General features: G+C 53.3%; 23 protein-coding genes and 4 tRNA genes. 5 read left to right on the plus strand and 22 right to left on the minus strand.

The features are described from left to right. Positions 1-10: 10 nt before the first annotated feature. Genes yigB through lptM form a run of 5 tightly spaced genes read right to left on the minus strand, consistent with a single transcriptional unit; the run spans position 11 to position 3,407 of the window. Complete coding sequence (gene yigB, locus OGY08_RS21990) at positions 11-727, minus strand: 5-amino-6-(5-phospho-D-ribitylamino)uracil phosphatase YigB (protein WP_125363364.1); 717 nt, start codon at positions 725-727, stop codon at positions 11-13. After that, on the minus strand, positions 727-1,629 hold the full coding sequence (xerC, locus tag OGY08_RS21995) for a tyrosine recombinase XerC (RefSeq protein ID WP_032945700.1): 903 nt from the start codon (positions 1,627-1,629) through the stop codon (positions 727-729). The genes yigB and xerC overlap by 1 nt, the downstream gene beginning before the upstream one ends. Then, the gene (locus tag OGY08_RS22000) at positions 1,626-2,333 is read right to left on the minus strand and encodes a DUF484 domain-containing protein (RefSeq protein ID WP_125363363.1); all 708 of its coding nucleotides are present in this window, start codon (positions 2,331-2,333) and stop codon (positions 1,626-1,628) included. The genes xerC and OGY08_RS22000 overlap by 4 nt, the downstream gene beginning before the upstream one ends. Next, positions 2,330-3,154 carry a diaminopimelate epimerase gene (gene dapF / locus OGY08_RS22005; RefSeq protein WP_003017933.1) on the minus strand — a complete coding sequence of 275 codons (825 nt, stop codon included), beginning with the start codon at positions 3,152-3,154 and terminating at the stop codon, positions 2,330-2,332. The genes OGY08_RS22000 and dapF overlap by 4 nt, the downstream gene beginning before the upstream one ends. A gap of 49 nt (positions 3,155-3,203) precedes the next feature. After that, positions 3,204-3,407 carry an LPS translocon maturation chaperone LptM gene (gene lptM, locus OGY08_RS22010; RefSeq protein WP_003017937.1) on the minus strand — a complete coding sequence of 68 codons (204 nt, stop codon included), beginning with the start codon at positions 3,405-3,407 and terminating at the stop codon, positions 3,204-3,206. Positions 3,408-3,545: 138 nt separating this feature from the next. Between lptM and cyaY the strand changes: the two genes are divergently transcribed. Next, a complete protein-coding gene (gene cyaY / locus OGY08_RS22015; RefSeq protein ID WP_003828967.1) occupies positions 3,546-3,866 on the plus strand; it encodes an iron donor protein CyaY in 321 nt (106 codons plus the stop codon). A gap of 75 nt (positions 3,867-3,941) precedes the next feature. Here the strand turns inward: cyaY and cyaA are convergent, their stop codons facing one another. Further along, positions 3,942-6,488 (minus strand): class I adenylate cyclase, encoded by a 2,547-nt coding sequence (gene cyaA, locus OGY08_RS22020; RefSeq protein WP_125363375.1) that lies wholly within the window; start codon positions 6,486-6,488, stop codon positions 3,942-3,944. A gap of 394 nt (positions 6,489-6,882) precedes the next feature. On the opposite strand from cyaA, the gene hemC reads away from it, so the two are divergent. From hemC to hemY, 4 genes are read left to right on the plus strand one after another with little or no spacing between them, the layout of a single operon-like run. Beyond that, positions 6,883-7,824, plus strand: a complete 942-nt coding sequence (hemC, locus tag OGY08_RS22025; protein ID WP_003841203.1) for a hydroxymethylbilane synthase — start codon at positions 6,883-6,885, stop codon at positions 7,822-7,824. Beyond that, positions 7,821-8,561 carry a uroporphyrinogen-III synthase gene (hemD, locus tag OGY08_RS22030; protein ID WP_125363362.1) on the plus strand — a complete coding sequence of 247 codons (741 nt, stop codon included), beginning with the start codon at positions 7,821-7,823 and terminating at the stop codon, positions 8,559-8,561. The genes hemC and hemD overlap by 4 nt, the downstream gene beginning before the upstream one ends. A gap of 21 nt (positions 8,562-8,582) precedes the next feature. Continuing rightward, entirely contained in the window at positions 8,583-9,758 is a 1,176-nt protein-coding gene (gene hemX / locus OGY08_RS22035) for a uroporphyrinogen-III C-methyltransferase (RefSeq protein ID WP_125363361.1), read from the plus strand. A 2-nt stretch (positions 9,759-9,760) separates the two neighbouring features. Further along, a complete protein-coding gene (gene hemY / locus OGY08_RS22040; protein WP_125363374.1) occupies positions 9,761-10,960 on the plus strand; it encodes a protoheme IX biogenesis protein HemY in 1,200 nt (399 codons plus the stop codon). Between the two features lie 455 nt (positions 10,961-11,415). On the opposite strand, the gene OGY08_RS22045 is transcribed toward hemY, so the two are convergent. The 16 genes from OGY08_RS22045 to wzzE form a co-directional block, all read right to left on the minus strand. Continuing rightward, positions 11,416-11,492 (minus strand) — tRNA-Pro (locus OGY08_RS22045). A gap of 41 nt (positions 11,493-11,533) precedes the next feature. Beyond that, a tRNA-Leu gene (locus OGY08_RS22050) sits at positions 11,534-11,619 on the minus strand. 20 nt (positions 11,620-11,639) lie between these two features. After that, positions 11,640-11,715 (minus strand) — tRNA-His (locus tag OGY08_RS22055). Between the two features lie 56 nt (positions 11,716-11,771). Continuing rightward, positions 11,772-11,848: transfer RNA gene (locus OGY08_RS22060), tRNA-Arg, on the minus strand. 102 nt (positions 11,849-11,950) lie between these two features. Further along, positions 11,951-13,336: a bifunctional threonine/serine APC transporter ThrP gene (gene thrP, locus OGY08_RS22065; RefSeq protein ID WP_003828980.1), complete on the minus strand. Its 1,386-nt coding sequence runs from the start codon at positions 13,334-13,336 to the stop codon at positions 11,951-11,953. A 278-nt stretch (positions 13,337-13,614) separates the two neighbouring features. Further along, the gene (gene wecG, locus OGY08_RS22070; RefSeq protein ID WP_003017964.1) at positions 13,615-14,355 is read right to left on the minus strand and encodes a lipopolysaccharide N-acetylmannosaminouronosyltransferase; all 741 of its coding nucleotides are present in this window, start codon (positions 14,353-14,355) and stop codon (positions 13,615-13,617) included. Further along, positions 14,355-15,710 carry an ECA oligosaccharide polymerase gene (gene wzyE, locus OGY08_RS22075; RefSeq protein WP_286566599.1) on the minus strand — a complete coding sequence of 452 codons (1,356 nt, stop codon included), beginning with the start codon at positions 15,708-15,710 and terminating at the stop codon, positions 14,355-14,357. The genes wecG and wzyE overlap by 1 nt, the downstream gene beginning before the upstream one ends. Continuing rightward, complete coding sequence (locus OGY08_RS22080; RefSeq protein ID WP_125363360.1) at positions 15,707-16,786, minus strand: TDP-N-acetylfucosamine:lipid II N-acetylfucosaminyltransferase; 1,080 nt, start codon at positions 16,784-16,786, stop codon at positions 15,707-15,709. The genes wzyE and OGY08_RS22080 overlap by 4 nt, the downstream gene beginning before the upstream one ends. Continuing rightward, positions 16,783-18,033 (minus strand): lipid III flippase WzxE, encoded by a 1,251-nt coding sequence (gene wzxE, locus OGY08_RS22085; RefSeq protein WP_100271711.1) that lies wholly within the window; start codon positions 18,031-18,033, stop codon positions 16,783-16,785. The genes OGY08_RS22080 and wzxE overlap by 4 nt, the downstream gene beginning before the upstream one ends. A gap of 1 nt (position 18,034) precedes the next feature. Beyond that, the gene (gene rffA, locus OGY08_RS22090) at positions 18,035-19,165 is read right to left on the minus strand and encodes a dTDP-4-amino-4,6-dideoxygalactose transaminase (protein ID WP_125363359.1); all 1,131 of its coding nucleotides are present in this window, start codon (positions 19,163-19,165) and stop codon (positions 18,035-18,037) included. 4 nt (positions 19,166-19,169) lie between these two features. Further along, the gene (rffC, locus tag OGY08_RS22095; RefSeq protein WP_125363358.1) at positions 19,170-19,847 is read right to left on the minus strand and encodes a dTDP-4-amino-4,6-dideoxy-D-galactose acyltransferase; all 678 of its coding nucleotides are present in this window, start codon (positions 19,845-19,847) and stop codon (positions 19,170-19,172) included. Further along, positions 19,825-20,706 carry a glucose-1-phosphate thymidylyltransferase RfbA gene (rfbA, locus tag OGY08_RS22100; protein ID WP_032945685.1) on the minus strand — a complete coding sequence of 294 codons (882 nt, stop codon included), beginning with the start codon at positions 20,704-20,706 and terminating at the stop codon, positions 19,825-19,827. The genes rffC and rfbA overlap by 23 nt, the downstream gene beginning before the upstream one ends. 33 nt (positions 20,707-20,739) lie before the next feature. After that, positions 20,740-21,807 (minus strand): dTDP-glucose 4,6-dehydratase, encoded by a 1,068-nt coding sequence (gene rffG, locus OGY08_RS22105; protein WP_032945684.1) that lies wholly within the window; start codon positions 21,805-21,807, stop codon positions 20,740-20,742. Further along, positions 21,807-23,069: a UDP-N-acetyl-D-mannosamine dehydrogenase gene (gene wecC, locus OGY08_RS22110; protein ID WP_125363357.1), complete on the minus strand. Its 1,263-nt coding sequence runs from the start codon at positions 23,067-23,069 to the stop codon at positions 21,807-21,809. The genes rffG and wecC overlap by 1 nt, the downstream gene beginning before the upstream one ends. Further along, entirely contained in the window at positions 23,066-24,196 is a 1,131-nt protein-coding gene (gene wecB, locus OGY08_RS22115) for a non-hydrolyzing UDP-N-acetylglucosamine 2-epimerase (RefSeq protein WP_048227517.1), read from the minus strand. Before wecB ends, wecC begins: the two co-directional genes overlap by 4 nt. A gap of 55 nt (positions 24,197-24,251) precedes the next feature. After that, positions 24,252-25,298 (minus strand): ECA polysaccharide chain length modulation protein, encoded by a 1,047-nt coding sequence (wzzE, locus tag OGY08_RS22120; protein ID WP_003829003.1) that lies wholly within the window; start codon positions 25,296-25,298, stop codon positions 24,252-24,254. Positions 25,299-25,310: the final 12 nt, after the last annotated feature.

The raw sequence follows: 25,310 nt of genomic DNA on the forward strand, positions 1-25,310 counted from the left end.
CTGCTGGTGATTATATCAGCGAGGTTAGAGATGCCAACTGTGAAATTTCGATATGCGGAAGCAAACGACTGTCTGCGGTTTGCATCAGGTCGGCATTTTCCGGTTTAATCCAGCAGGCCTGCATACCACAACGGATGGCGCCCGCGACGTCCGTCGTCAGGTCATCACCCACGTGCAGAATCTCACCCACAGGCATTTTCAGTTTTTCCGCCGCCAGCGCGTACATGTCGCTGAACGGTTTTGAGCGCCCGTCGGGACCGGCGCGCAGCACAAACTCAAAATAATCGCCCAGGCCAAACAGTTCCGGCTGCGCATTACCGTTGGTAATCGCCACCAGCGGCCATTTGCGAGCCAGCGCCTTCAGCGTGTCATGCGTCGTCTGCGGGACTTCAATGCGGCTACGCCATTTGGCAAAATTCATCATCGCCGCATTCGCCCCCATTCTGGCTTCTGCCGCTGACAACCCAGCTTCCAGCATAGCGCGTTCTACGGCCCGGTGACGCCATTGGGTAACATCGTGGTAGATTTCCGGCTCGGCGTCGCGAACGGCCTGACGTAAGCGCTGTAGGTCGCTATTTTGCAGCGAATTCAACGCCGGATGGTAATTCTGTACAAACGCGAGCGCTTCCTGCTCGGTGCGTGTGATAACAGGACGGTTATCGTAAAGGGTGTCATCAAGGTCAAAGGTGAGCGCAGAAATGCGCCCCAAAGGCCGGTAAAAACGCATTATTTCCCCCGTTTGGCGCGCGGATGCGCCGCATCGTACACTGAAGCCAGGTGTTGAAAATCAAGATGGGTATAGATTTGAGTCGTGGAGAGATTGGCATGACCCAATAACTCCTGCACTCCGCGCAGATCGCCGCTCGACTCCAGCATATGCGTCGCAAAGGAGTGACGCAATTTGTGGGGATGTACGTGGCTGTTCAGCCCCTGCTTGATACCCCATTCAGCAAAGCGTTTCTGCACATTACGCGCCGAGATGCGTTTGCCCAGTTTGGACAGAAATAGCGCATCGTCATCGCTACCAAATAGCCCGCGTAGATCCAGCCAGTGCTCAATCCACGCCACCGCGTTGCGGCCAATCGGCAGGCGACGCTCTTTACTGCCCTTACCCATCACCCACACTTCGCCGGTGTCGAGGTCGAGATGTTTAATATCCAGCCCAACCAACTCAGATAAACGCAGACCCGCGCCGTACATCACTTCCAGCATTGCTCTATCGCGCACGGCAAGGGGATCGTTGAGATCGATATCCAGCAGACGATTAACATCGTCGACATCGATATTTTTAGGGAGATGACGCGGTGCTTTCGGCGCGGAAACGCTTTTTGCCGGATTAGCTTTCAGCTCGCCCTGATTAACCAGCCAGTCGAAGAAACTGCGTAACGCGGAGAGACGCAGCGCCAGACTCGCCGGCCCCAGTCCTTTACGACGGCTGCGAACAGCAAAACTACGTACCATCGCAGCATCACATTGTTGCCAGCTTTGCAGACCGGTCTCTCCGGCTAACGCAATGATGGCATCAAGCTGACGCTGATAATTAAGCAATGTGATCGGGCTAAGCTGACGCTCAACGCCCAGATAGCGCAAAAAGCGCGCCACATCCTGAGAAAGGGGTGAATCGGTCATACGCGTTCAATCCAGCGCTCCAGCAGCTCCGGCAACATCAGCGAGATTTCCTGCAGCAATTGCGTGCCTTGCCCCTGCTGGTAATGATTAACGTCACGGCTGCTAAACAGCATCACGCCCAGAGAGCCATCTTGCCCGAGCATCGACATCGCCACCGAGCCTATGGCTTTCGCCTCCGGCATCATGACCAGCAATTCCGGACCATTGAGCGGCCCAAGATAGTGCTGTGACTGACCCAGACGCTGGATACGCAGCGGTTCAAAAGCCTGACGGCTTAATGCCAGATGGGTGAATTTTGATGGCGCGCTAAGTCGCCAGCGATCCGGGAACAGACGAACCGTCGCTCCGGCCAGCCCTAACTCACGCGCCCAGCGATGAAATCGCATCAGCATGTCGTCAAGACTGCTGGCCGACACCAGCCGCCCTTGCAGATTTAACAGACGATAGAACAGGCTTTCATTGGCGTTGGCTTGTTCCATCAACAACGCCATGTTCTCTTCCAGCACGTTAATATGATTACGTGCCCGCGCCATATGCCATTCCACTAAAGAGACCGTGCCCCGCACTGGGTGCGGAACTCGCATCGCTTCAACGGCCTGGGCATTACGGATAAAAAACTCAGGATTACGTTGCAGGTAATCGACGACCGCCCGGTCGTCCAGCTCCATGAGCGTTTCCTGTAGTTCTTCCCCTGGTTGCTTCATAAGTGAATAAATCCGTCGTAGACATGTGCCGCCGGGCCAGTCATATACAGCGGATGACCCGGACCTTTCCAGGCGATATCAAGTCGACCGCCCGGTAATTCCACCCTCACTTCTTCTGCCAGCAGACCCTGCTGGATACCGACCGCAACGGCAGCGCACGCACCGCTGCCGCAGGCCTGCGTTTCACCCGCGCCGCGCTCATAGACGCGCAGTCGGATATGCTCGCGTTTTACCACCTGCATAAATCCGATGTTGGCGCGTTCAGGGAAGCGTTCGTGGCTTTCCAGAACCGGTCCCAGTGTTTCTACCGTGGCCGTATCAACATCATCAACCTGAATCACGCAGTGCGGGTTCCCCATTGAAACCACGCCGCACAATACTGTCTGTTCGGCCGCGCGCATAATATAGGTCTTCTCTGCTTTGTTAGCGCGAAAAGGAACCTGCGAGGGTTCAAAATTGGGTTCGCCCATATTCACCCGCACCAGCTCGTCGTCGGTGACGGTTAATACCATACGACCATTCGCGGTACTGACGCGAATATCACGTTTATTGGTCAGCCCTTTCAGACGAACAAAACGGGCAAAACAGCGGGCGCCATTGCCACACTGTGACACTTCACTGCCGTCGGCATTAAAAATACGGTAGTGGAAATCCAGCTCCGGATCATACGGAGGCTCAACCACCAGCAGCTGATCAAATCCAACGCCGAGATGTCTGTCGGCCAGGCGGCGGATCAGCTCTGGTGAGAAAAAGACATTCTGCGTTACCGCGTCGACGACCATAAAATCGTTGCCAAGGCCATGCATTTTAGAGAATTGCATCATTCACTCCGTTCACGCGGGTACAGAAATGTAAAATCTATTCCTGCCGTTAGTAATTCACCTGAGAAGGCCCATCACTAATCCCACGATCGTTTTTCTCAGGCGTGGTGGATTGCGATTGCGGCTGAACGCTCTTGGTCGGAGGCGGCGCGGTTTTATCAGCTGGCGGGAAATAGAGCGGGCCTTTTAGCCCACAGCCCGTAAGGCTGAACAGAGTAAAAATGACAGCGAGTGGCTTTAACACGTTTTTCATTATGGATTGCCTGTAAAGTTCATGCTTTCTGTTTTCTATCATCGCAGGAGAAGGCGTAAAAGCAAGAGTTTGGCTAAAAACTGCATCGCGATTTATTCCACGTTATACTGCGGGCATCACGAAAAATAGGATAAGAAAATGAACGACAGTGAATTTCATCGCCTTGCTGACACCCTGTGGATGACCATTGAAGAACGTCTGGATGACTGGGATGGCGACAGCGATATCGATTGTGAGATCAACGGCGGCGTGCTGACCATCAGCTTCGAAAACGGCAGCAAAATTATCATTAACCGTCAGGAGCCGCTCCACCAGGTGTGGCTGGCGACCAAACAGGGCGGCTACCACTTTGACCTGAAAGGCGACGAATGGATCTGCGACCGAAGCGGCGAAACGTTCTGGGATCTGTTGGAACAAGCGGCAACGCAGCAGGCGGGTGAAGAGGTGAGCTTCCGCTAAGCTTTAGTGCCGGATGCGCTTTGCTTATCCGGCCTACTTTAGCCCGGTAAGCGTCGCGCCACCGGGCAAGTTAACTCACGAGAAATACTGCTGTAACAGCGGCGTGTCGTTGTCCTGACTGGCTGGCGGAACAGCGCTAATCGGCTGGGTGCGGAACGGAATCACCTGCGCGCGCCCGTCGGTTTTCACAATCTGATAGAACTGCGGCAGGTTAAAGTTGATGAAGCTGGAGCCGTAGGTAAAGCGATCGTGCGACGATGAGTAGAAACGGCTGACGTCGCGTACCAACTCCTCTTTGCTACCTTCGCAGTGGTGATACACCTCGGCCCGATTGCTTTCGTCCAGAATGTAGATATTAAAGCCCTGCTCATCACCCGTTTCTTCGAAAAAGAACTGAATAATCCCTTCACTGGCAAAACCGTCGACCACCGACGGCAGTTTCACATGGTTGGTCTCAACCTGGACGGAAAGCCCGTGCAGTTTGTTATGTGAAATCGCGCCATAGAATTCAATTGCGTTTTCCAGCTTCTGTACCGAAACGTTCAGGCGCTCGAAGAACAATCCCCACGTCTGGCCGGAAACGCGCAGCGCTTTGAAACGTCCGGTTTCCTGACGGGTGCTGGAGAGGCGTAATTCGATGCACTCAGACACCAGTTGCTGGACGCGGGTGCGAATTAAACCGCGCAGATGCTGGCTATAGCAGAAGACCTCGACGCTATCCGGCGGCGCGGCATCCTGGTGCATTTTGCCCAGAATCGTTTTTAACGCTTCAATCATCGCCTGCTCGCCGTTGAAGTGCAGCGTACGCACTTCATTCCACGAGTTGCGGTACAGCAGGTCTACGCTACCCACCAGGCATTTTTGCTCTTCACCAAAACTGAAGACGTCCAGCTTACGGAAATCAAAATGCACCACCTGATTGCGAAACGCTGCCGTCGGGTCATATTCGAGGTTAACGATAATCGCCAGGTGGCGAATTTCGCATGGGCTATAGAGCGCTTTCGGCGTTGGTGCAGGCAGTCGCAGCGGGAAGTGGTGCGACACGTCGGCGACCATTTCCTGCAGCTTCGGCAAATCAACAATGCCGTTGCCCTTAATAAACAAATGCGTACGCGAGGTCAGCAGGCCATTGAACCAGGCCCACGCCACCAGCTTATTTAGATAGCGGTTATATTCCAGCGGCTGATGGCTGATGATCGAGTCCATGTTCGGCGCGCGGTTGTAGAGATACCAACCTGAACGGTTGGCACGACCCGGCGGTACATGGATAAAGGTCAGATTCGGTTCCGAGAGATCCGGAGATATCTGTGGGTTCACCAGCGTGACTTTACCCGGCAACGCTTCAAACGCGGCATACAGCTTACGGGTCAGCACGCCGATATCCTGCGGGCTGGCGCTGACGCTGAGGTTATTGCGCCGCGCAAAGCGGATCAGATTACGATAGCTCTGCATCATCGCATCGAGCAGTTCGTTATGCGCTTCGCGTACCTGGTCAATCTTCCAGTTAGCGCGGTTATCCAGCATGGTCAGACGGGCGTCATCCCAGCCCCACTCTTTCACTAACTGACTTAATACTTCACGACGCCAACCCACGCAGGCGCGCTCACGGCTCAGTTTCTCACACACTTTTAAGTAGAAACATCGACGCACTAAATCCAGGCGCGTCGGATCTTCGATCGCCGTGAGGTACTCGGTAACGCGCTCCAGCATCATGCAGTAAGGGTCGAGACCAAAAGAGACGATCTCGCCATCGTGCAGGCGCTGTTTTATATCTTTCGCCAACAGGCGCGGATTGGGGTATTCCCAGGAATAGGCTTCCAGCAGCAGCGTTTTCAGCACCGCCTTGTAAGGGGAGTCGATACTCTTGTACAGCTGCCACAGGCTGGCGCCAAAGTATTCTTCGGCGGAGAGCGAACTGAGTCCGCCGAGATCCAGCCATTCATTTGGCGTTAACACACCCTGAGCGTAGAGCGTCATGACGTAATCGTCGTAATGCTCTTCTTCATCTCCCGGCACCATATTCCACAGAATACGTTTACCCGCGAGGCGCACAGCGGTGCGATAGAATTCATCAAGCAACAGGATATGCTGCGTCGAGCCACAGTCTTCGCCACCGAGACTGCCGCTTTCATTGTGACGGAAACGGTTTTCATCAATCAGGAAGAAGCTGACTTCCACGCCCAACGAGGCGGCCCAGCTTTCGAGCAGACTACATTTACGCTGCAGTAGCTGGCGCTCTTCGCTATCCAGCCAGGATTGATGGCAGACCCAGATATCAAGGTCAGAGGAACAGCTTTGCCCTACCGAAGAGGTGCTGCCCATTGAGTAAACGCCAGTGATCGGCAGCTCGCCCTTGGGAGGATCCTGCGGCGACATACCGCGGTACAGTTCCAGTTCGTTCAGGTAGTGGCGTTGGGTTTCATCAGGCGTGTAAAGACATATGCCTTTGGGAACGTTACCATCGAGGTAACCCGGCATCAGCGGATGGTGGTAGTGCAATAATGTCGGCAGCAGACTGTATACCTGCTGGAAGGCAGGTCCCATGGCAGCAAGCGCGCGATCCACACGCAGTTGATTTATGGCATCCAGTCTCTGTTTCAGAGTCTCAATATAGAGGTACAAGACGTATCGCCTGATGTTGCTATCCGTCATGTTGTCGATTGCCGCGGCGCAAGCGCTCACAATAATCGCCATCAATTCGGATAAACCGTATGTCAAAAATAACCGTTACCTGTTTTTCGGCCATATTTTTTTATGCTGTACAGCCGAAAAAATGGTCTAAAACGTGATCAATTTAACACCTTGCTCATTGACCGTAAAGAAAGATGCGCTACATACAAGTGTAGCACCGTTCGTTACGTGTAAATTCCTTCATACGGTCGGGAGGTTTCTCGTCATTATTCACTGCCAGTGATGATGCAGCGCCTTTTCCTCTCACTTACGTTTGAGCGTAACGCTGACATCCCTTTGATAAGGATGTTAGGATGGTCAATGATTGATAATGACGGTAACAAGCATGTTAGACAATGTTTTGAGAATTGCCACACGCCAAAGCCCCCTTGCGCTCTGGCAGGCACATTATGTCAAAGACGCCTTAATGGCAAACCACCCCGGTCTGATCGTGGAACTGGTTCCTATGGTAACCCGTGGCGATGTGATCCTTGATACCCCACTGGCGAAGGTCGGGGGGAAAGGGTTGTTTGTTAAAGAGCTGGAAGTCGCGCTGCTGGAAAAACGCGCCGATATCGCCGTGCATTCCATGAAGGATGTGCCGGTTGAATTCCCTGACGGTCTTGGGCTGGTCACCATTTGTGAGCGAGAGGATCCGCGCGATGCTTTCGTCTCAAATAAGTACAACACGTTGGATGAACTCCCCGCAGGCAGCATCGTCGGGACATCCAGTTTGCGTCGCCAGTGCCAGTTGGCGAAGCGTCGCCCGGATCTCGTCATCCGTTCGCTGCGCGGCAACGTAGGCACGCGCCTCAGCAAACTGGATAACGGCGATTATGACGCCATTATTCTGGCGGTCGCCGGATTAAAACGTTTAGGTCTTGAGTCGCGAGTCCGCACCGCTCTGCCGCCGGAAGTCTCCCTGCCCGCTGTTGGGCAAGGCGCAGTAGGCATAGAATGTCGACTGGATGATATGCGCACTCAGGCGCTGTTAGCGCCGCTCAACCATGAAGAGACCGCGCTACGCGTCAAAGCAGAACGCGCCATGAACACCCGCCTGGAAGGGGGATGTCAGGTACCTATTGGTAGCTATGCCGAAATCATCGACGGTGAGATTTGGCTACGTGCGCTGGTCGGCGCGCCTGACGGTTCACAGATGGTATGCGGAGAACGTCGCGGCGCCACACAGGATGCCGAACAGATGGGTATCTCTCTGGCAGAAGAACTGCTGGAGAACGGTGCGCGCGCCATTCTGGCGGAAGTTTATAACGGAGAAGCCCCCGCATGAGTATTCTGGTCACCCGCCCGTCTCCCGCAGGGGAAGAGTTAGTGAGCCGACTGCGCACACTGGGGCAGGTGGCCTGGAGTTTTCCGCTCATCGAGTTTTCACCTGGTCGGGAACTGGCAACGGTTGCTTCCCGACTGTCGGCGCTGACGGAGAACGATCTGGTCTTCGCCCTCTCGCAGCACGCCGTTACCTTTGCAGATGCCGAACTTCGCCAGCAAGAGAAAAGCTGGCCATCTCTTCCACGTTATTTTGCCATTGGCCGTACAACGGCGCTGGCGCTGCATACTGTTAGCGGCTTCAATATTCACTACCCTCTGGATCGGGAAATTAGCGAAGTCTTGCTACAATTACCTGAATTACAAAATATTGCGGGAAAACGCGCGCTTATATTACGCGGCAACGGTGGCCGGGAGCTGATAGGTGAAACCCTGACGGCACGCGGAGCCGATGTCGATTTTTGTGAATGTTATCAACGCAGTGCAAAACATTACGATGGTGCGGAAGAAGCGATGCGCTGGCAATCCCGTGGCGTAACCACGGTGGTTGTCACCAGCGGAGAGATGCTACAACAGCTCTGGTCGCTCATTCCGCAGTGGTATCGTGAGCACTGGTTACTACGCTGTCGGCTGTTGGTCGTCAGTGAGCGTCTGGCGAACCTCGCCCGGGAACTGGGCTGGCAAGATATTAAGGTCGCTGATAACGCCGACAACGATGCGCTACTACGCGCATTACAATAACTCTCATAATGGGATGCCATAATGACGGAACAAGAAAAATCCTCCGCCGTGGTTGAAGAGACCAGGGAGGCCGTGGAAACCACGTCACAGCCAGTTAATACTGAAAAAAAGAGTAAGAACAGCACGGCGCTGATTCTGAGCGCTGTGGCGATTGCTATTGCGCTGGCTGCAGGCGTTGGGCTGTACGGCTGGGGGAAACAACAGGCAACAACACAAACGGCAACCAGCGATGCGCTGGCGAACCAGCTGACGGCGCTGCAAAAAGCGCAGGAAAGCCAAAAAGCTGAGCTGGAAGGCATTATTAAACATCAGGCAATGCAGCTGGATGAAGCCTCACGTCAGCAGGCTGCGCTGGTCAAACAGCTTGATGAAGTCCAGCAAAAAGTCGCCACCATCTCCGGCAGCGATGCTGGCACATGGCTGCTGGCGCAGGCTGATTTTCTGGTGAAACTGGCCGGTCGTAAATTATGGAGCGATCAGGACGTCACCACCGCCGCTGCGCTGTTGAAAAGCGCCGACGCCAGTCTGGCGGATATGAACGACCCGAGCTTAATTACCGCGCGACGTGCGATTACTGACGACATCGCGAGCCTGTCCGCGGTGACTCAGGTCGACTATGACGGCATTATCCTGAAAGTGAATCAGCTCTCTAATCAGATTGATAATCTGCGTCTGGCCGACAACGACACCGACGATTCTCCAATGGACTCCGACAGCAGCGAGCTTTCCAGCTCGATTAGCGAATGGCGCGTCAATCTGCAAAAAAGCTGGCAGAACTTTATGGACAGCTTCATCACTATTCGCCGTCGTGATGAAACCGCCGTCCCGCTGCTGGCACCGAACCAGGACGTTTACTTACGTGAGAACATCCGTTCTCGTCTGTTAGTGGCCGCACAGGCCGTGCCGCGTCACCAGGAAGAGACATACCGCCAGGCGCTGGAAAATGTCTCCACATGGGTGCGTGCTTACTACGACACCGACGATGCAGCGACCAAAGCGTTCCTTGAAGAAGTAGACCAACTGAGCCAGCAAAGCATCAGTATGGATGTTCCGGAAACGCTGCAGAGCCAGGCTATTCTCGACAAGTTAATGCAGACCCGCGTACGTAATTTACTGGCGCAGCCTGCCACAGCACCGGTAGCAGCAGCGCCAGCGCCTTCGACAGACGCTCCGGCAACCGCGCCGCAAGGAGAATAATGATGCTAAAAGTATTGTTGCTCTTTGTGCTGTTGATCGCCGGGATCGTCGTCGGTCCGATGATAGCCGGTCATCAGGGTTACGTGCTGATCCAGACGGATAACTACAATATCGAAACCAGCGTGACGGGCCTGGTGATCATCCTGATCGTCGCCATGGTCGTCCTGTTTGCGATTGAATGGCTGTTGCGCCGAATTTTCCGCACCGGCGCACATACCCGTGGGTGGTTTGTGGGTCGTAAGCGCCGTCGCGCCCGTAAGCAGACCGAACAGGCCCTACTCAAACTGGCAGAAGGTGACTATCAGCAGGTTGAGAAGCTGATGTCGAAAAATGCCGATCATGCAGAACAGCCGGTAGTGAATTACCTGCTGGCGGCAGAAGCGGCTCAGCAGCGCGGTGACGAAGCGCGCGCCAACCAACACCTTGAGCGTGCTGCCGAACTGGCCGGAAATGATACGATCCCGGTAGAAATCGCTCGCGTTCGCCTGCAACTGGCGCGTAATGAAAATCACGCTGCACGCCACAGCGTAGACAAACTGCTGGAAGTGACGCCGCGCCATCCGGAAGTGCTGCGTCTGGCTGAGCAGGCCTACATACGCACCGGCGCATGGAGTTCCTTGCTGGATATCATCCCATCCATGGCAAAAGTGCATGTGGGTGATGATGAGCACCGCGCCATGCTGGAACAACAGGCATGGGTTGGCTTGATGGATCAAGTCCGCGCCGATCAGGGCAGCGAGGGGCTGCGTGCATGGTGGAAAAACCAGAGCCGTAAAACCCGTCATCAGGTTGCTTTGCAGGTAGCAATGGCTGAACATCTGATTGAGTGTGACGATCACGATACGGCGCAGCAGGTCATCATTGATGGTTTGAAACGTCAGTACGATAACCGCCTGGTGCTGCCGATCCCGCGTCTGAAAACCAATAATCCGGAACAGATAGAAAAAGTGCTGCGCCAGCAGATTAAAGCCGTGGGCGATCGCCCGTTGCTGTGGAGTACGCTGGGTCAGTCGTTAATGAAGCATGGGGAATGGCAGGAAGCTACGCTCGCCTTCCGTGCCGCTCTCAAACAGCGCCCGGATGCCTATGACTACGCCTGGCTTGCTGACGCGCTGGACAGACTGCACCAGCCGGAAGAAGCCGCCACCATGCGCCGTGATGGCCTGATGTTGACGCTGCAGAACAACAATCCCCCGCAGTAACTCCTGAATGCCCGGTGGCGCTTTCGCTTACCGGGCCTACATATTTTTCAATCGTATAAACAAAATCCTTCGAGAAGTCGCTCGAAGGATTTTGTTTATGCATAAAAAAACGCCCGCTCGGTAAGGAGCAGGCGTTAAACAGGTCTGTATGACAACATAAATGGGTGCTTCACTCAACGTTATGTCCATGGTGTTTGATGAGGCCTGAGCGACATCTGTCTGTGGACGATAAGCACCGTAAACGGCTCTGCATCATTCCTGAGTTTATGAGGCCAGATGGCGAACATAAGAGATGGAATGAGCATCTACCCGCATATTATTGCACAACGCATGCCACGATTGCACTGCAAAAACCAGGTATTCGGACTTTTTAAGACTTCAGGAAATTCGCAGATGCGCAGGCTAAGAAGGGAAAATCTGAAAACAAAAAACCCCGCCGAAGCGGGGTTCAAAATTGGTCGGCGAGAGAGGATTCGAACCTCCGACCCACTGGTCCCAAACCAGTTGCGCTACCAAGCTGCGCTACTCGCCGTTTTACTGCTTTTTGAATTTTTAGTTCAATTCTTTAAGTCGTGGTGCGAGGGGGGGGACTCGAACCCCCACATCCTAAGGACACTAACACCTGAAGCTAGCGCGTCTACCAATTCCGCCACCTTCGCATTTCACAACTTTAAATTAATGGGGTGGCTAATGGGATTCGAACCCACGACAACTGGAATCACAATCCAGGGCTCTACCAACTGAGCTATAGCCACCACTGCAAATCTTTTACGCGGTATTAAAACCACCGCAGCTCTGGCACCCTACTAAATGGTGCGCCCGACAGGATTCGAACCTGAGACCTCTGCCTCCGGAGGGCAGCGCTCTATCCAGCTGAGCTACGGGCGCTTAGCGCCGTTGCGGGGCTGGATATTACGGAGGTCTCGGTCTTCTGTCTAGTGCTTTTTTAAAATAAATTATCGTTTGGTCATGGTTTGTGCGTTTTGTCGCTTATTCCCGCAATTTATGGGCTGTGCCATGACGATTCAGACCAAAAACCTTATAAATGAGCGTCACGGCCAGTAAGAAACCCATGCCAACAAAAAGCGACATTCGGGTATCTTCATTAAAGTACATGCCAATTAATACGCAAATCAGGAACGCCATCGTCAAATAATTCGCCCACGGGAACAGAATGGAGCGGAATGGATGACTGGCAATCGCCGCTTTATGCGCCTGACGGAAACGCAACTGGCTTATCAGGATCACAAACCACGGCACCATCCCCGGCAACACGCTGGCACTATAGACATAAACAAACACGCGCTGCGGGTTAGGAATGATGTAGTTCAGGCATGAGCCAATCAGCAGGATCGCGATAGAAATAGCCACTCCGGCAACCGGCACGCCATGGCGTGATACTTTTCCAACAACGGCAGGAAGCTGGCGATTCTTTGCCAGCGCGTAGAGCATACGCCCACAGCTGTACATGCCGCTGTTACAGCCAGACAGCGCCGCCGTCAGCACCACAAAGTTAATAATCCCTGCCGCAGCAGTAATACCAATCTTGGCAAAGGTGAGAACAAACGGGCTGCCGTTGCTGCCAATCTCATTCCACGGGAAAATAGTGACGATGACAAAAATCGCACCAACGTAGAAAATCAGAATGCGCCACAACACTTTACCCACCGCGCTACGCAGCGTGACCTGTGGATTCTTCGCTTCCCCTGCAGTGATGCCGATCAGCTCCACGCCCTGGTAAGACGCCACAACAATACACAATGCCGTCAGGAAGCCCTTCCAGCCCCCAGCAAAGAAGCCACCGTGCTCGGTCAGGTTGCCAAAACCAATCGCCTGGCCACCATTGCCAAAGCCGAAGAAAATCACCCCAACCCCAATGACTATCATCACAATGATGGTGGTCACTTTGATCATGGCAAACCAGAACTCAATTTCACCATACAGGCGAACCGCAGCGAGGTTTGCCAACGCAACCAGTCCGACCGCGATCAGTGCGGGTATCCATTGCGCCATTTCCGGAAACCAGAACTGCACATACACCCCGATGGCGGTAATCTCTGAGATCCCCACCGCCATCCACATAAACCAGTATGACCAGGCGGTGAGATAGCCAAAGAAGGGGCTCATATAACGGTGAGCGTAAACAGCGAATGAACCTGCAACCGGCTCGAGGAATAACATCTCCCCCATAGAACGCATAATGAAAAACACGAACAGCCCGGCGACGATATACGCCAGCAGAACCGAAGGTCCCGCCCATTTAAGGGTACTGGCGGCCCCCATAAATAGCCCAACGCCAATAGTGCCCCCAAGGGCAATTAATTCGATGTGACGAGCCTCCAGCCCACGCTGTAGCTCAGGTTTGTTCTCAGCCATAAATCCTCTTGATGTGTTTGCATGCTGTCCGGTATTACCGGTTCTCGTTATGGGTACATCTTGTTATGCCATAACAGGCCATGCGGCACCGACCGCTTTACGGTTGGCGCCAAAAACACCACGGCACTGCAATGATTGTTGCGAATGGTTTCCTAAAATCGCTTAAATGGCAATTAAAGCATTCAAAAAATGAATAGATTGTGCGAGAAAGCAGCGATTATGTTGTGAATAAGTAGCGTAATTAGCAGATCACGCTACTTATCAGAGGAGAGAGGGCGTCAGAGGTTGCCGGTATAGTGCCAGCGGAGATAGCGTAATAAGCGAAGTTGCCGAGTAATACGGCTCGGCTGCGACAATAAGCGATACAGCCACTCCAGCCCCAGATTTTGCCAGATTTTAGGCGCACGCTTAACGTGACCGGTAAAGACGTCGTAGGTGCCCCCTACGCCCATATACAGCGCGTCAGGGTGAGTCTTGCGGCAATCACGCATAAAGATCTCTTGTTTTGGCGAGCCCATCGCCACCGTCACAATTTGCGCACCGCTGGCGTGAATACGCTCAAACAACGCCTGACGCTGCTCTGGGGTAAAATAACCGTCCTGACTACCCACAATGTTCACGCGCCACTGCGCACGTAGTTTTGCTTCTGTTTGTGCCAGAACTTCAGGCTTGCCACCAACCAGGAAAACAGGCGTTCCGTTTTGCCCAGCTCGCGCCATCAGTGCTTCCCAAAGGTCAGCTCCGGCCACGCGTGAAACCTGCGCCTGTGGGAATTTTTTGCGCACCGAACGCACCACGCTAATCCCATCCGCATACTTGAACTCCGCGGCATTGATCAGCTCCCTCACTTCAGGATTATCTTCTGCTGTCAGCATCTTCTCAGCGTTAATAGCCACCAGCGTTCCTGACCTGAGGTGTCCTTCGGCAAACAGGTAATTCAGCGCATGTTGCATATCTCGCCAGCCAATCAGTTGTAATCCGCGCAGCGAATACAGCGGCGCAGTTGTGTTATCTGTCATTACGATCCTTCAATCTGTGTCCGGGGCAGCGATTTGATTCGTTTATGAATGAGTCCCGCGCTATCAAACAGCCAGAACAACAATTTTGCCACCAGTAGGCAAACGCCGAAAATCACGAGGAAAAAGACCACTCGTGAGACAAACGAATCCAGCCCTTCACGTGCCAAAACGATCATATTGAAAATGGCGCCAAAACAGAAACTGTGCAAAATCGCCGCCTTATAGCGATTGGTTTCGCGATTGCCAAGCTCATACAGCCAGTCGAACCACTTGATAATGAGCCCAACAACAATCGCGCCTAATGGTATAAACAGCGCCCCGCCCATCACCACCAGTGAACCAATTAACGTCGGCGAAATCGCCAGTCCTGAGTGGTTGTTCAACACTTCCCAGGTAAAGTAGTTCGCTGAGTTGAGTACAATACTCGGCCGCCCAGGCCACAGCCAGGAGGGAATAAAGACGTAGAAGTCACGGACGATCGGCGCCAGCCCCTGGAACTCAATATTGTGGTAATTCTGCAGCAATAGCGCCAGGTTCTCCCACGGTGAGAAGGTGTCGCGCGTAAGGTACAGGAACGTATAGAACGCCTCATCGCCGCTAACGCTCATTCCGTAGCGCTTCAACGCCAGCCAGAACATCCCGACAATGCCCAACACGCCTGCAGCGGCCAACATCCACAGCGAAATCCAGCCGCGAATAATGCCGATAAACAAGAAGATGGCAAACGCGATAATGATATTGGCGCGCGTCCCACCCACAATCATATAGGTCAGCAAACCAAACGCGACGGTACTCACGAGGAAGAACACCCACGCTTTGCTGTCCTGACGCAGGAAATAAACCACCAGCATTGCCGGAATGAAGAAGTAGAAGAAACGCTTCAGAGCGACGCCAGAGACTTCACTGGAAAAAATCTGGCTATAGGATTGCAGTCTGAACAGCAGGAATCCGTTGTGCATAAAGAAGATGCCCACGCTCACCAGCGCAATCGCCATCAGGATAACCCAGGTCAAATGGGCTTCAACGCGATTGATGGTAAACAGCGGCCTGCGCGGCTTATCATCTACTCGTTTGCGCAAGCGCGTTTTATACGTCACGTAGTAGACGGCATAGAAACAGGCGGCTGACAGCAAGGCCTGCAGCAGGATCTCCGGCGGAGCCACTGCCACATCAAAGCGGAACACCAGGATGCTGGTTAACGGGAATCCGAAGAAGAACGTCAGCAAGAACAACAATGAGAAGAAAACATTGAAGTTAAAACGCACGCGGCGGAACTCAAACCAGGTCAGCGTGGCGATAAACAAGGTGGAGAGCAGCCAGACCACCAGAAGACTGCTGAATTGCATCAGGCTCATACGGTTTCTCCTGAAGCAATGCGCAGCGCATTGTGCCACGGCTGCAGATAATTCGGGCTAAAGAAGGTAATAGTATTTTTATCTACCGATGCCAACTGGCGCTGCGCTTCACGTACGACGCCTTCATTGAGATCATCAGTGGTAAATAACACCGGAAGATTTTGTTCCACCATATCCTGCCAGAAGGGATTTTCACGGTTGAGCACGCATGGGATACCCGCCTGGATCAGCAAACACAGGGTACCGATTCCCTGTTGACGGGCAAAAATAAAGTAACCCAAATCACACTGCCGCAATAATGTTAGATAGGCATCAAATTCCAGCTTTTCACTCAAAATTTGCAGATTATCTGCGCTAAATAACGCCAGGCCAGCCTGGCGAACCTCGTCGATATAGGCCGCATTATTGGCGGGATAACCCATCGGCACAATCACATTCACCGTGTCGCCAAACTGCTGATGGACGGCGCGAAGCGCGGCAACATGCTCATTGCTGCGATCGCCAGAGTTGCCAACCAGCACCGTCATCTTGCCGCTGCGCTGGCAATCATTGCTCATGTTATTGAGTGACGGATCCATTCGCGTTGGGAAATAGAGCAACTCACCCCGCACACGGGAATGTTGCTCGGCGAAATAACGTAAATCGCCCCGTGTGGCAAACACGCAGCCCACACGATTCTGCGCCATGCGGCGAATCGGGTAAAACAGGCGGAATTTCAGCCCACTGGAGACTTCGTATAAATCAGCGCCCCAGATATGCCAGTAAAACTGCGCCGGTTTAATCCCGCCACTCAGCAGCGCCAGCCACAGGCTGGTGTTGAACTGGCCGTGGAAGAAGAAACGCTGTTGGCGATCCGCTTTTGCTTTCGCGATCACAGCGTCAGCAAGCGCCTTTTTCCCGCTGTAGAAGCTTAGCGATAACGCCGGGCAGCTCTCACTGAGTCCCGCATCCTGACCGGCAACCATAAACGTGCGCGCATGCTCGCTCGTCGCGGCCAGCGAGTCGTTGAAAAACCGCAACACGGTTTGGTTATGGTGAGGGATATCCGATCCCAGAACGTGAATCAGTACAGTCATGCCCGCCTACGCCAGAGTAAAAACACGCCACAACAAAGAGAAAAATAGACGATGTACGTTGCCATATAAGCCTGTGCCGCTCCCAGCGCACCGTGTGCAGGGATCAGCCAGTGAGCAAACACCGTCAATAACATGAACTGGCTGATTTCAGCCAAAATATAAAACCGCAGCGATGCTTTCGCGATCACCAGATACCCAAAGACATACGCCCCAACTTTCAGTACATCGCCGACCAGTTGCCAGGCAAACAGATCGCGCATGGCGGTGAATTTTGCGGAGAAAAGCAGCCAGATCGCAAAATCACGCAGCAACCAAACAGTAAAGCTCGCAGCGGCAACCGCCGGTAACACGAACTTCAGCGACTTAATCACCTCGCGCGTAATGTCGCGCTTTTCGGTCAGTCGCGACAACGTCGGAAGCAAGTAAACGCTGAATGAGGCGGTAATGAATTGCAGATAAGCATCAGAGATACTGCTTACTCCCTGCCAAATCCCTACATCATCCCAACTGTACTGCGCCGCCAGCAGGTTTCGCATCATCACGTATGCCACAGGCAGCGTTACGGAGGTAATCAGCGCCATCAGGGTAAACTTGCTTAGCTGTCCAGCCAGACCGTTATCCCACGAGGGTTTCAGGTAATGCAGGGGAATCGCCCCACGCTTAATCAGCATAATAGCGGCGGGGATAACGACCAACGCGGGCACTAACGCCAGACCCAGCAAAGCACCTTCATACCCTCCCAGGCGATAACAGCCATAATAAGCCACCACGCCCACCAGGCTACCCACAATCAGCGACAGCGCGTTACCCGCCGCATCGCGAAAGCCCTTCATCAACGCCAGCAGCAGGTTCGCCCAGGCAATACCCATTTGCACCAGCGCAACCAGTCTTACCAGCCCCTGATAATGAGTATGGCCAAACAATCCCTGACTGATTGGCGCGGCCGCCAGCAGAAAAATCACCGCCATCAGCGTAGAGAATCCCAGCACCATCGCGGAAGATGTACCGACTACCTTACGGAGCCGGGTCGGATCGTCATGGTGCTGCGCAACATATTTCGTGACGCCGTTGAAAATGCCGGCCCCCGCCAGAACACCAAGCACGGTGACCATCTGGCGGAAGTTACCCGCCTGCCCCACGCCTGCCGGGCCAAACGACACCGCCAGCAGCTTCACGACCAGCAAACCTGCACCAATTTTTACCAGCGTACTGGCTGCCGTCCATAAGGACGCTTTAGCAAGCGACATATCAGGCGAAGTAGTTGAGTAAGGTCGAAATGACCGTTCGCTGGTTTATTTGCGACAGGTTGTAAAACAGCGGCAAGCGCAGCAGACGCTCGCTCTCTTTAGTGGTGAAACGATCAACACCGGCAAATACGCCGAATTTATCGCCAGCCGGACAATCATGTAGCGGGATATAGTGGAACACCGCCATAATTTCAGCTTCTTTCAAGAAGTTAATCAACGCCGTGCGATCGTCGATATCGCGCAGCTTGATATAAAACATATGGGCATTCTGCACGCAGTTTTCCGGGACAGAAGGCAGATCAATGCGTCCGGCACGCGCCAGCGGTTCGAGAGCATCATAGTAGTTCTGCCACAGCGCCAGACGCTGCTGGTTAATACGGTCAGCCGCTTCCAGTTGTGCCCACAGATAGGCAGCCTGCAGATCGGACATCAGATAGCTGGAACCAATATCACGCCAGGTATACTTATCCACCTGACCGCGGAAAAACTGGCTGCGGTTAGTTCCTTTTTCACGGATGATCTCTGCACGTTCGACTAATTTTTTATCATTAATCAGCGTCGCACCACCTTCACCGCCTGCGGTATAATTTTTGGTCTCATGGAAGCTAAAGCAACCGATGTGACCAATCGTCCCCAGCGCCCGACCTTTGTAAGTCGACATGACGCCCTGGGCCGCATCTTCCACGACAAACAGGTTATGTTTGGTCGCCAGCGCCATGATGGTATCCATTTCACAGGCTACGCCCGCGTAATGCACCGGCACGATAGCGCGGGTCTTGTCGGTGATCGCCGCTTCAATCAGCGTTTCGTCAATGTTCATGGTATCCGGGCGGATATCAACAAAGACAATTTTCGCACCGCGCAGCACGAAAGCATTGGCCGTGGAGACAAACGTATAGCTCGGCATAATGACTTCATCGCCAGGCTGGATATCCAGCAGCAATGCCGCCATCTCAAGCGATGCGGTGCAGGAAGGCGTCAGCAATACTTTCTCGCTGCCAAAATGCTGTTCCAGCCACTGTTGGCAGCGACGGGTAAAACCACCGTCGCCACACAGTTTGCCGCTGTTCATCGCAGACTGCATGTAATCGAGTTCAGTGCCCACCACCGGCGGTGCGTTAAATGGAATCATCGTGTCACCTGTATAACCAATACGCGGTGCTTTCCACATTCGCACCACTGTGTATATAACGTTTAAGCGCGGCGGTATTGCCCATTTGGGTCGCCACGCGCAATGTTGCTTTACCGCGAGCCTGCGCCCAGCAAAGGGCAGCCTGCATCAGTTCTGCTCCCGCCCCACGCCCGGCCAGCAGGCCAATTCGCGCATCGGTCGCATTCAGTTCACGCAGCGAGACATAGCCACGAATATCACCTGCCGGTGTACGAAAAACGAGGCATTGATGATCGAACGTCCCCAGCACCGCATTTTCAATCCACTGCGCATAAAAACGCGTACTGGCATCTGCGGCATACCACGGGGCACGAAAACGACTTTGCGCGAACGCCTGCCCTGCCAGTTGGCGTAATGCAGGGATATCCGTAGTTTGCGCGACCTGCGCACCGGGGTCGCCATGCGCACACGTCACCGGCAGCACAAAATCCACTTCACCTTCAACCAGTGAGAAGCCCAACTGTTGCAGGGAATCTAATTCATGAGTATTGGCGGCAGGTATTTTTGCCTGTACCCGCGACCAGGGCTGCAACACATCCGCAGTCAGAACCGGCGCGTGTTGGTCAAAACGCACAATGGCGCTATTCACGCCAAAGAACGTATTTTCCCAGCTAAGCGGCTCAATACTGGCGCGGACGAGCACGGAGCAGCTCCAGCAGGTATTGACCATAACCCGTTTTGGCCAGTGAACTGGCAGCACGCTTCACGCCTTCGTCATCCAGCCAACCGTTACGCCAGGCGATTTCTTCCAGACAGGCTATTTTAAAGCCCTGACGTTTTTCCACCGTCTGCACAAAAGTACTCGCTTCGATAAGACTGTCGTGCGTACCGGTATCCAGCCAGGCAAAGCCACGCCCGAGCAATTCTACCGTCAGATGTCCGTCATCAAGATACATCTGGTTGATAGACGTAATCTCCAGCTCCCCACGCTCAGAAGGTTTTACGCGTTTTGCATATTCCACCACCTTGCTGTCATAGAAATAGAGACCAGTCACTGCCCAGTTGGATTTTGGAGCTTTCGGTTTCTCTTCCAGCGAGATAGCTCGAAAATTGTCGTCAAACTCCACGACACCAAAACGTTCAGGATCCATCACCTGGTAACCAAACACCGTCGCGCCTTGCGTTCTGGCGGCTACGTGACGCAGTTTTGGACTGAATCCCTGACCAAAGAAGATATTGTCGCCTAACACCAGACATGATGGTTCACCGTTAAGGAACGTTTCACCAATGATAAACGCCTGTGCTAATCCATCCGGACTAGGTTGCTCAGCATAGTGCAATTCAATGCCGAACTCAGATCCATCGCCCAGTAAGCGCTGGAAATAGCCTTTATCTTCCGGTGTAGTGATAATCAGGATTTCGCGAATTCCCGCCAGCATCAATACTGATAACGGGTAGTAAATCATCGGCTTATCGTAAATAGGTAATAGCTGCTTCGATACGCCACGCGTAATGGGATACAGGCGAGTACCTGAGCCACCCGCCAGAATGATACCTTTCATGCGTTGTCTCCTCCGGGAGCCAAAACCAGGCTGTTAGCCCTTCAGACCTAAACGTTCGCCCTGGTAACTGCCGTCCTGCACGGGTTTCCACCATGCCTGATTAGCCAGATACCATTGCACGGTTTTGCGCATTCCGCTTTCAAACGTTTCTTGCGGCATCCAGCCTAGTTCACGCGCTATTTTCGACGCGTCAATGGCATAACGCAAATCATGACCCGGGCGATCGTCCACAAAAGCGATCAAGTCGCGGTACTGCGCGATACCCTGCGGCTTTTGCGGTGCCAGCTCTTCCAACAGGCTGCAAACCGTTTCGACAACTTCCAGGTTTTTACGCTCGTTATGGCCACCGATATTATAGGTTTCTCCCACCGCGCCCGTTGTCGCCACACAATAGAGCGCCCTGGCGTGATCTTCTACATACAACCAATCACGGATCTGTTGCCCATTGCCGTAAACCGGCAACGGCTTCCCCGCCAATGCGTTGAGGATCATCAGCGGAATCAGTTTTTCCGGGAAATGGTACGGACCATAGTTGTTAGAACAGTTGGTTATCAGCGTTGGCAGACCGTAGGTACGCAGCCAGGCGCGAACCAGATGATCGCTGCTGGCTTTCGACGCGGAATAAGGGCTGCTCGGTGCATACGGTGTGGTTTCAGTGAAGAAATCATCCGTAGAATGCAGGTCGCCATACACCTCGTCAGTCGAGATATGGTGGAAACGAAACGCTGATTTTTTCTCGCTGGTTAAATCACTCCAGTAAGCGCGCGCCGCTTCCAACAGCGTGTAGGTTCCCACGATGTTAGTTTCGATAAAGGCGGCCGGACCATCAATTGAGCGATCGACGTGGCTTTCTGCCGCCAGATGCATCACGCAGTCCGGCTGATAGTGTTGAAACACCCTATCGAGCGAAGCTCGATCGCAGATATCGACTTTCTCAAAGGTAAAACGAGGATTCTGTGCAACCGGCTCCAGCGACATCAGGTTTCCGGCATAGGTCAGCTTATCGACCACAATTGCCGCATCCTGAGTCTCCTGAATGATATGCCGTACAACCGCCGAGCCGATGAATCCCGCTCCACCGGTAACCAGAATTCGTTTCATTAGCGCCAGACCCCTTTGGTATCAACGATATATTGCTGGTGAACCGCATCGCCTTTAATGGCTTTAAATTCATTATGGTCGACCAGCAAGACCAGCACATCGGCGCTAGCCAGGGCATCGTCCAGCGCTGCCAGTTGGCACAGACCGTCCAGTTTTTTCGGCAGTTGATGGATGTTCGGTTCCACCACCAATGTTTCGCCTTTGTGCCATTGCGCGATGCTTTGCGCAATTCCCATCGCCGGGCTTTCACGTAAGTCATCAATATTCGGTTTAAATGCCAGACCAAAACAGGCAATTTTCACTTCGCTGGCCCGTTTATTGGTATCCGCCAGACAGTCGGCCACGGCAGCTTTTACCTGATCAACCACCCAATGAGGCTTACCGTCGTTTACCTCACGCGCGGTGCGAATCAATTTCGCCTGCTGCGGGTTCTGCGCCACGATAAACCACGGATCAACCGCGATACAGTGCCCGCCAACCCCCGGACCCGGTTGCAAAATATTCACGCGCGGATGGCGATTTGCCAGTCGAATCAGTTCCCAGACGTTGATCCCCTGATCGGCGCAAATCAGCGACAGCTCATTGGCGAAGGCGATATTGACGTCGCGGAAGCTATTTTCAGTCAGTTTGCACATTTCCGCGGTGCGGGCGTTGGTTACGACACATTCGCCCTCCAGGAAAATGTTGTACAGTTCGCTAGCACGCGCGGAACAGACGGAGGTCATTCCCCCAATCACGCGGTCGTTTTTAATCAGTTCAACCATCACCTGGCCCGGCAGCACGCGCTCTGGGCAATAAGCAATGTTAACATCCGCGTGTTCACCGACTTGCTGCGGGAAAGTCAGGTCAGGACGCATTTCAGCCAGCCATGTGGCCATCTGTTCAGTGGCCCCGACAGGCGACGTCGATTCAAGGATCACCAACGCGCCTTTTTTCAGCACCGGTGCAAGAGATTTAGCCGCGGCTTCCACATAAACCATATCGGGTTCGTGCTCCCCCTTAAACGGAGTAGGCACAGCAATCAAATAGGCATCCGCATCTACAGGGGTTGTGGTCGCACGCAGAAATCCATTTTCGACCGCCGTTTTCACCACTGCGCCCAAATCTGGCTCAACGATATGAATTTCACCGCGATTAATGGTATCCACCGCGTGTTGATTTACATCTACGCCAATCACATGCTTTTGACGGGAAGCAAAGGCAGCCGCCGTCGGCAGTCCGATATAACCCAGCCCAATGACAGAAATGGTCGTAAAACTCATAGCGATATCCGATTATTTTTTAACGCGTGTAAAATGCGGCCACATGCCTGCCCGTCACCATACGGATTATGGGCGCGGCTCATGGTCTGATATTCATTGTCGTCATGCAGCAAACGCGTGACTTCTTCGACAATACGCTGCGGGTCGGTCCCTACCAGACGTACTGTGCCTGCAGTAATCGCTTCCGGACGTTCCGTCGTTTCGCGCATCACCAGTACCGGTTTCCCCAGAGATGGGGCTTCTTCCTGAATCCCGCCAGAGTCGGTAAGGATCAGCCAGGCGTGATTCATCAGCCAGACAAACGGCATGTAATCCTGCGGTTCAATCAGGATGACGTTTTCAACGTGACCCAGAATGCGATTAACCGGTTCGCTGACGTTAGGATTCAGGTGCACCGGATAGACAATCTGTACGTTCTGATTGGCCGCGGCAATTTCCGCCAGCGCATGACAAATGTGTTCAAAACCACGACCGAAGCTTTCCCGACGATGACCGGTCACCAGTATCATCTTTTTATCCGAGCTCAGGAATGGATAATGCTCTGCCAGTTCAGCTCGTAATGCATCGCTCGCCAGTACGCGATCGCGTACCCAAATCAACGCATCAATAACCGTATTACCTGTAACGAAGATGCGGTTATCAGAAATGTTTTCCCGTAACAGGTTTTGGCGCGAGTTTTCTGTTGGTGCAAAATGATACATCGCCAAATGCCCGGTCAGCGTACGGTTCGCCTCTTCCGGCCAGGGAGAGTAGAGATCGCCTGTACGTAAGCCTGCCTCCACATGCCCTACCGGGATGCGCTGATAGAACGCGGCCAGGCTAGTAGCAATGGTGGTTGTGGTATCGCCGTGAACTAACACAACGTCAGGTTTAAAATCAGCCAGAATTGGCTTTAATCCTTCCAGTATTCGGCAGGTAATTTCTGTTAGTCCCTGACCTGGCTGCATAATATTGAGATCGTAGTCAGGTACAATGGAAAAGAGGTTCAACACCTGATCGAGCATCTCCCGATGCTGCGCCGTGACGCAAACTTTTGCCTCAAAATCAGGATCTTTTGCCAGCGCATGAACCAGAGGTGCCATTTTTATGGCCTCCGGTCGCGTGCCAAATACAGTCAGTACTTTCACATCGATTCTCTTCGGATTGGCAGTGAGGGCCCAGCCCCTCACTGCAACGATATTGCTAAATCGTGCGGCGACGGGTTAACGCGACACCAGCACCGATCAGAGCCCCAACGATGCCCCACATAATCATCAGGAAGGCACGACGAGGGCTGTCACGTTTTACCGGTTCCTCCGGCGTACGCAAATAACGATAGGTCTGAAAACGCGGATCCAGAGTTGGCCCAACGTTCAGTGTGTTAAGCATGGCTCGGTTTTGGAAGTAGTCCAGATCGAAATCGGGACCAACAGATTGCAGGTTTTCGAGTCGCGCCTGCAGCATAGGACGTCCAAGCAAAAACAGTTCAGAATCGGGTAGCTCTTCAGCCGGAACGTCAGTGGAAGTACGCGAAATATTATGCTGTTCAGCAATTTTGAGAGCCTGCTCAATGTTGTGAACTCGGCGAGAGAAAATCGATTTCGCCACTTCTTCCTGGCGTTTAACCTGCGCCTTCATCTGCACAGTGCGCGCAGCCCAGGCTCCCTTTAACTCGTCGTTCAGATGACGCGCCGCACGCTGACTGGCAAACGCGACGTACTGACGCAACAGATTGTTGGCATCAGGTGCCGTTTCGGCAATCAGCTTCACGCTGTCATTGGTATTACGAACCGCATCGCCGGGCATAAACTGAATGTTATTAATCAGTTCATCCAGCATCGCCGCATCGGCTTTACTGTTCCCCACCATACGTTGCTTGTAATAATCAGTCTGCTGCCAGAATTCACGGCGCGTATCCCATGAGGCAAGCTGCATGATAAATTCTTTATAGGCCTCATCCATCACTGACGGCTGATCCGCAGATGCAAGACTGGCCTTGATGTCCAGGTTACGTAAGAACTGCTGCTGAGAGTAATAGCCGCCCAACATATTAACCGTTGGCCTGTCTGAAATCGCCGTCGCGCTCCACTCCTGACGAGCAAAAAACGTATAGGCGAGAGCGACTAACGCGAAGGCGAGAGCCATACCGACGATCCACACCTTCCCTGTCCACAAAGTACGAAACAACCCACGGATGTCCAGTTCATTTTCAGCGCTCATGGCATGTTCCCCCGGTAATGGTTGTGTCATCGTACCCTCAAT

The organism is Citrobacter sp. Cpo069 (assembly GCF_030332785.1).
In the GTDB taxonomy this organism is placed as follows: domain Bacteria; phylum Pseudomonadota; class Gammaproteobacteria; order Enterobacterales; family Enterobacteriaceae; genus Citrobacter; species Citrobacter portucalensis.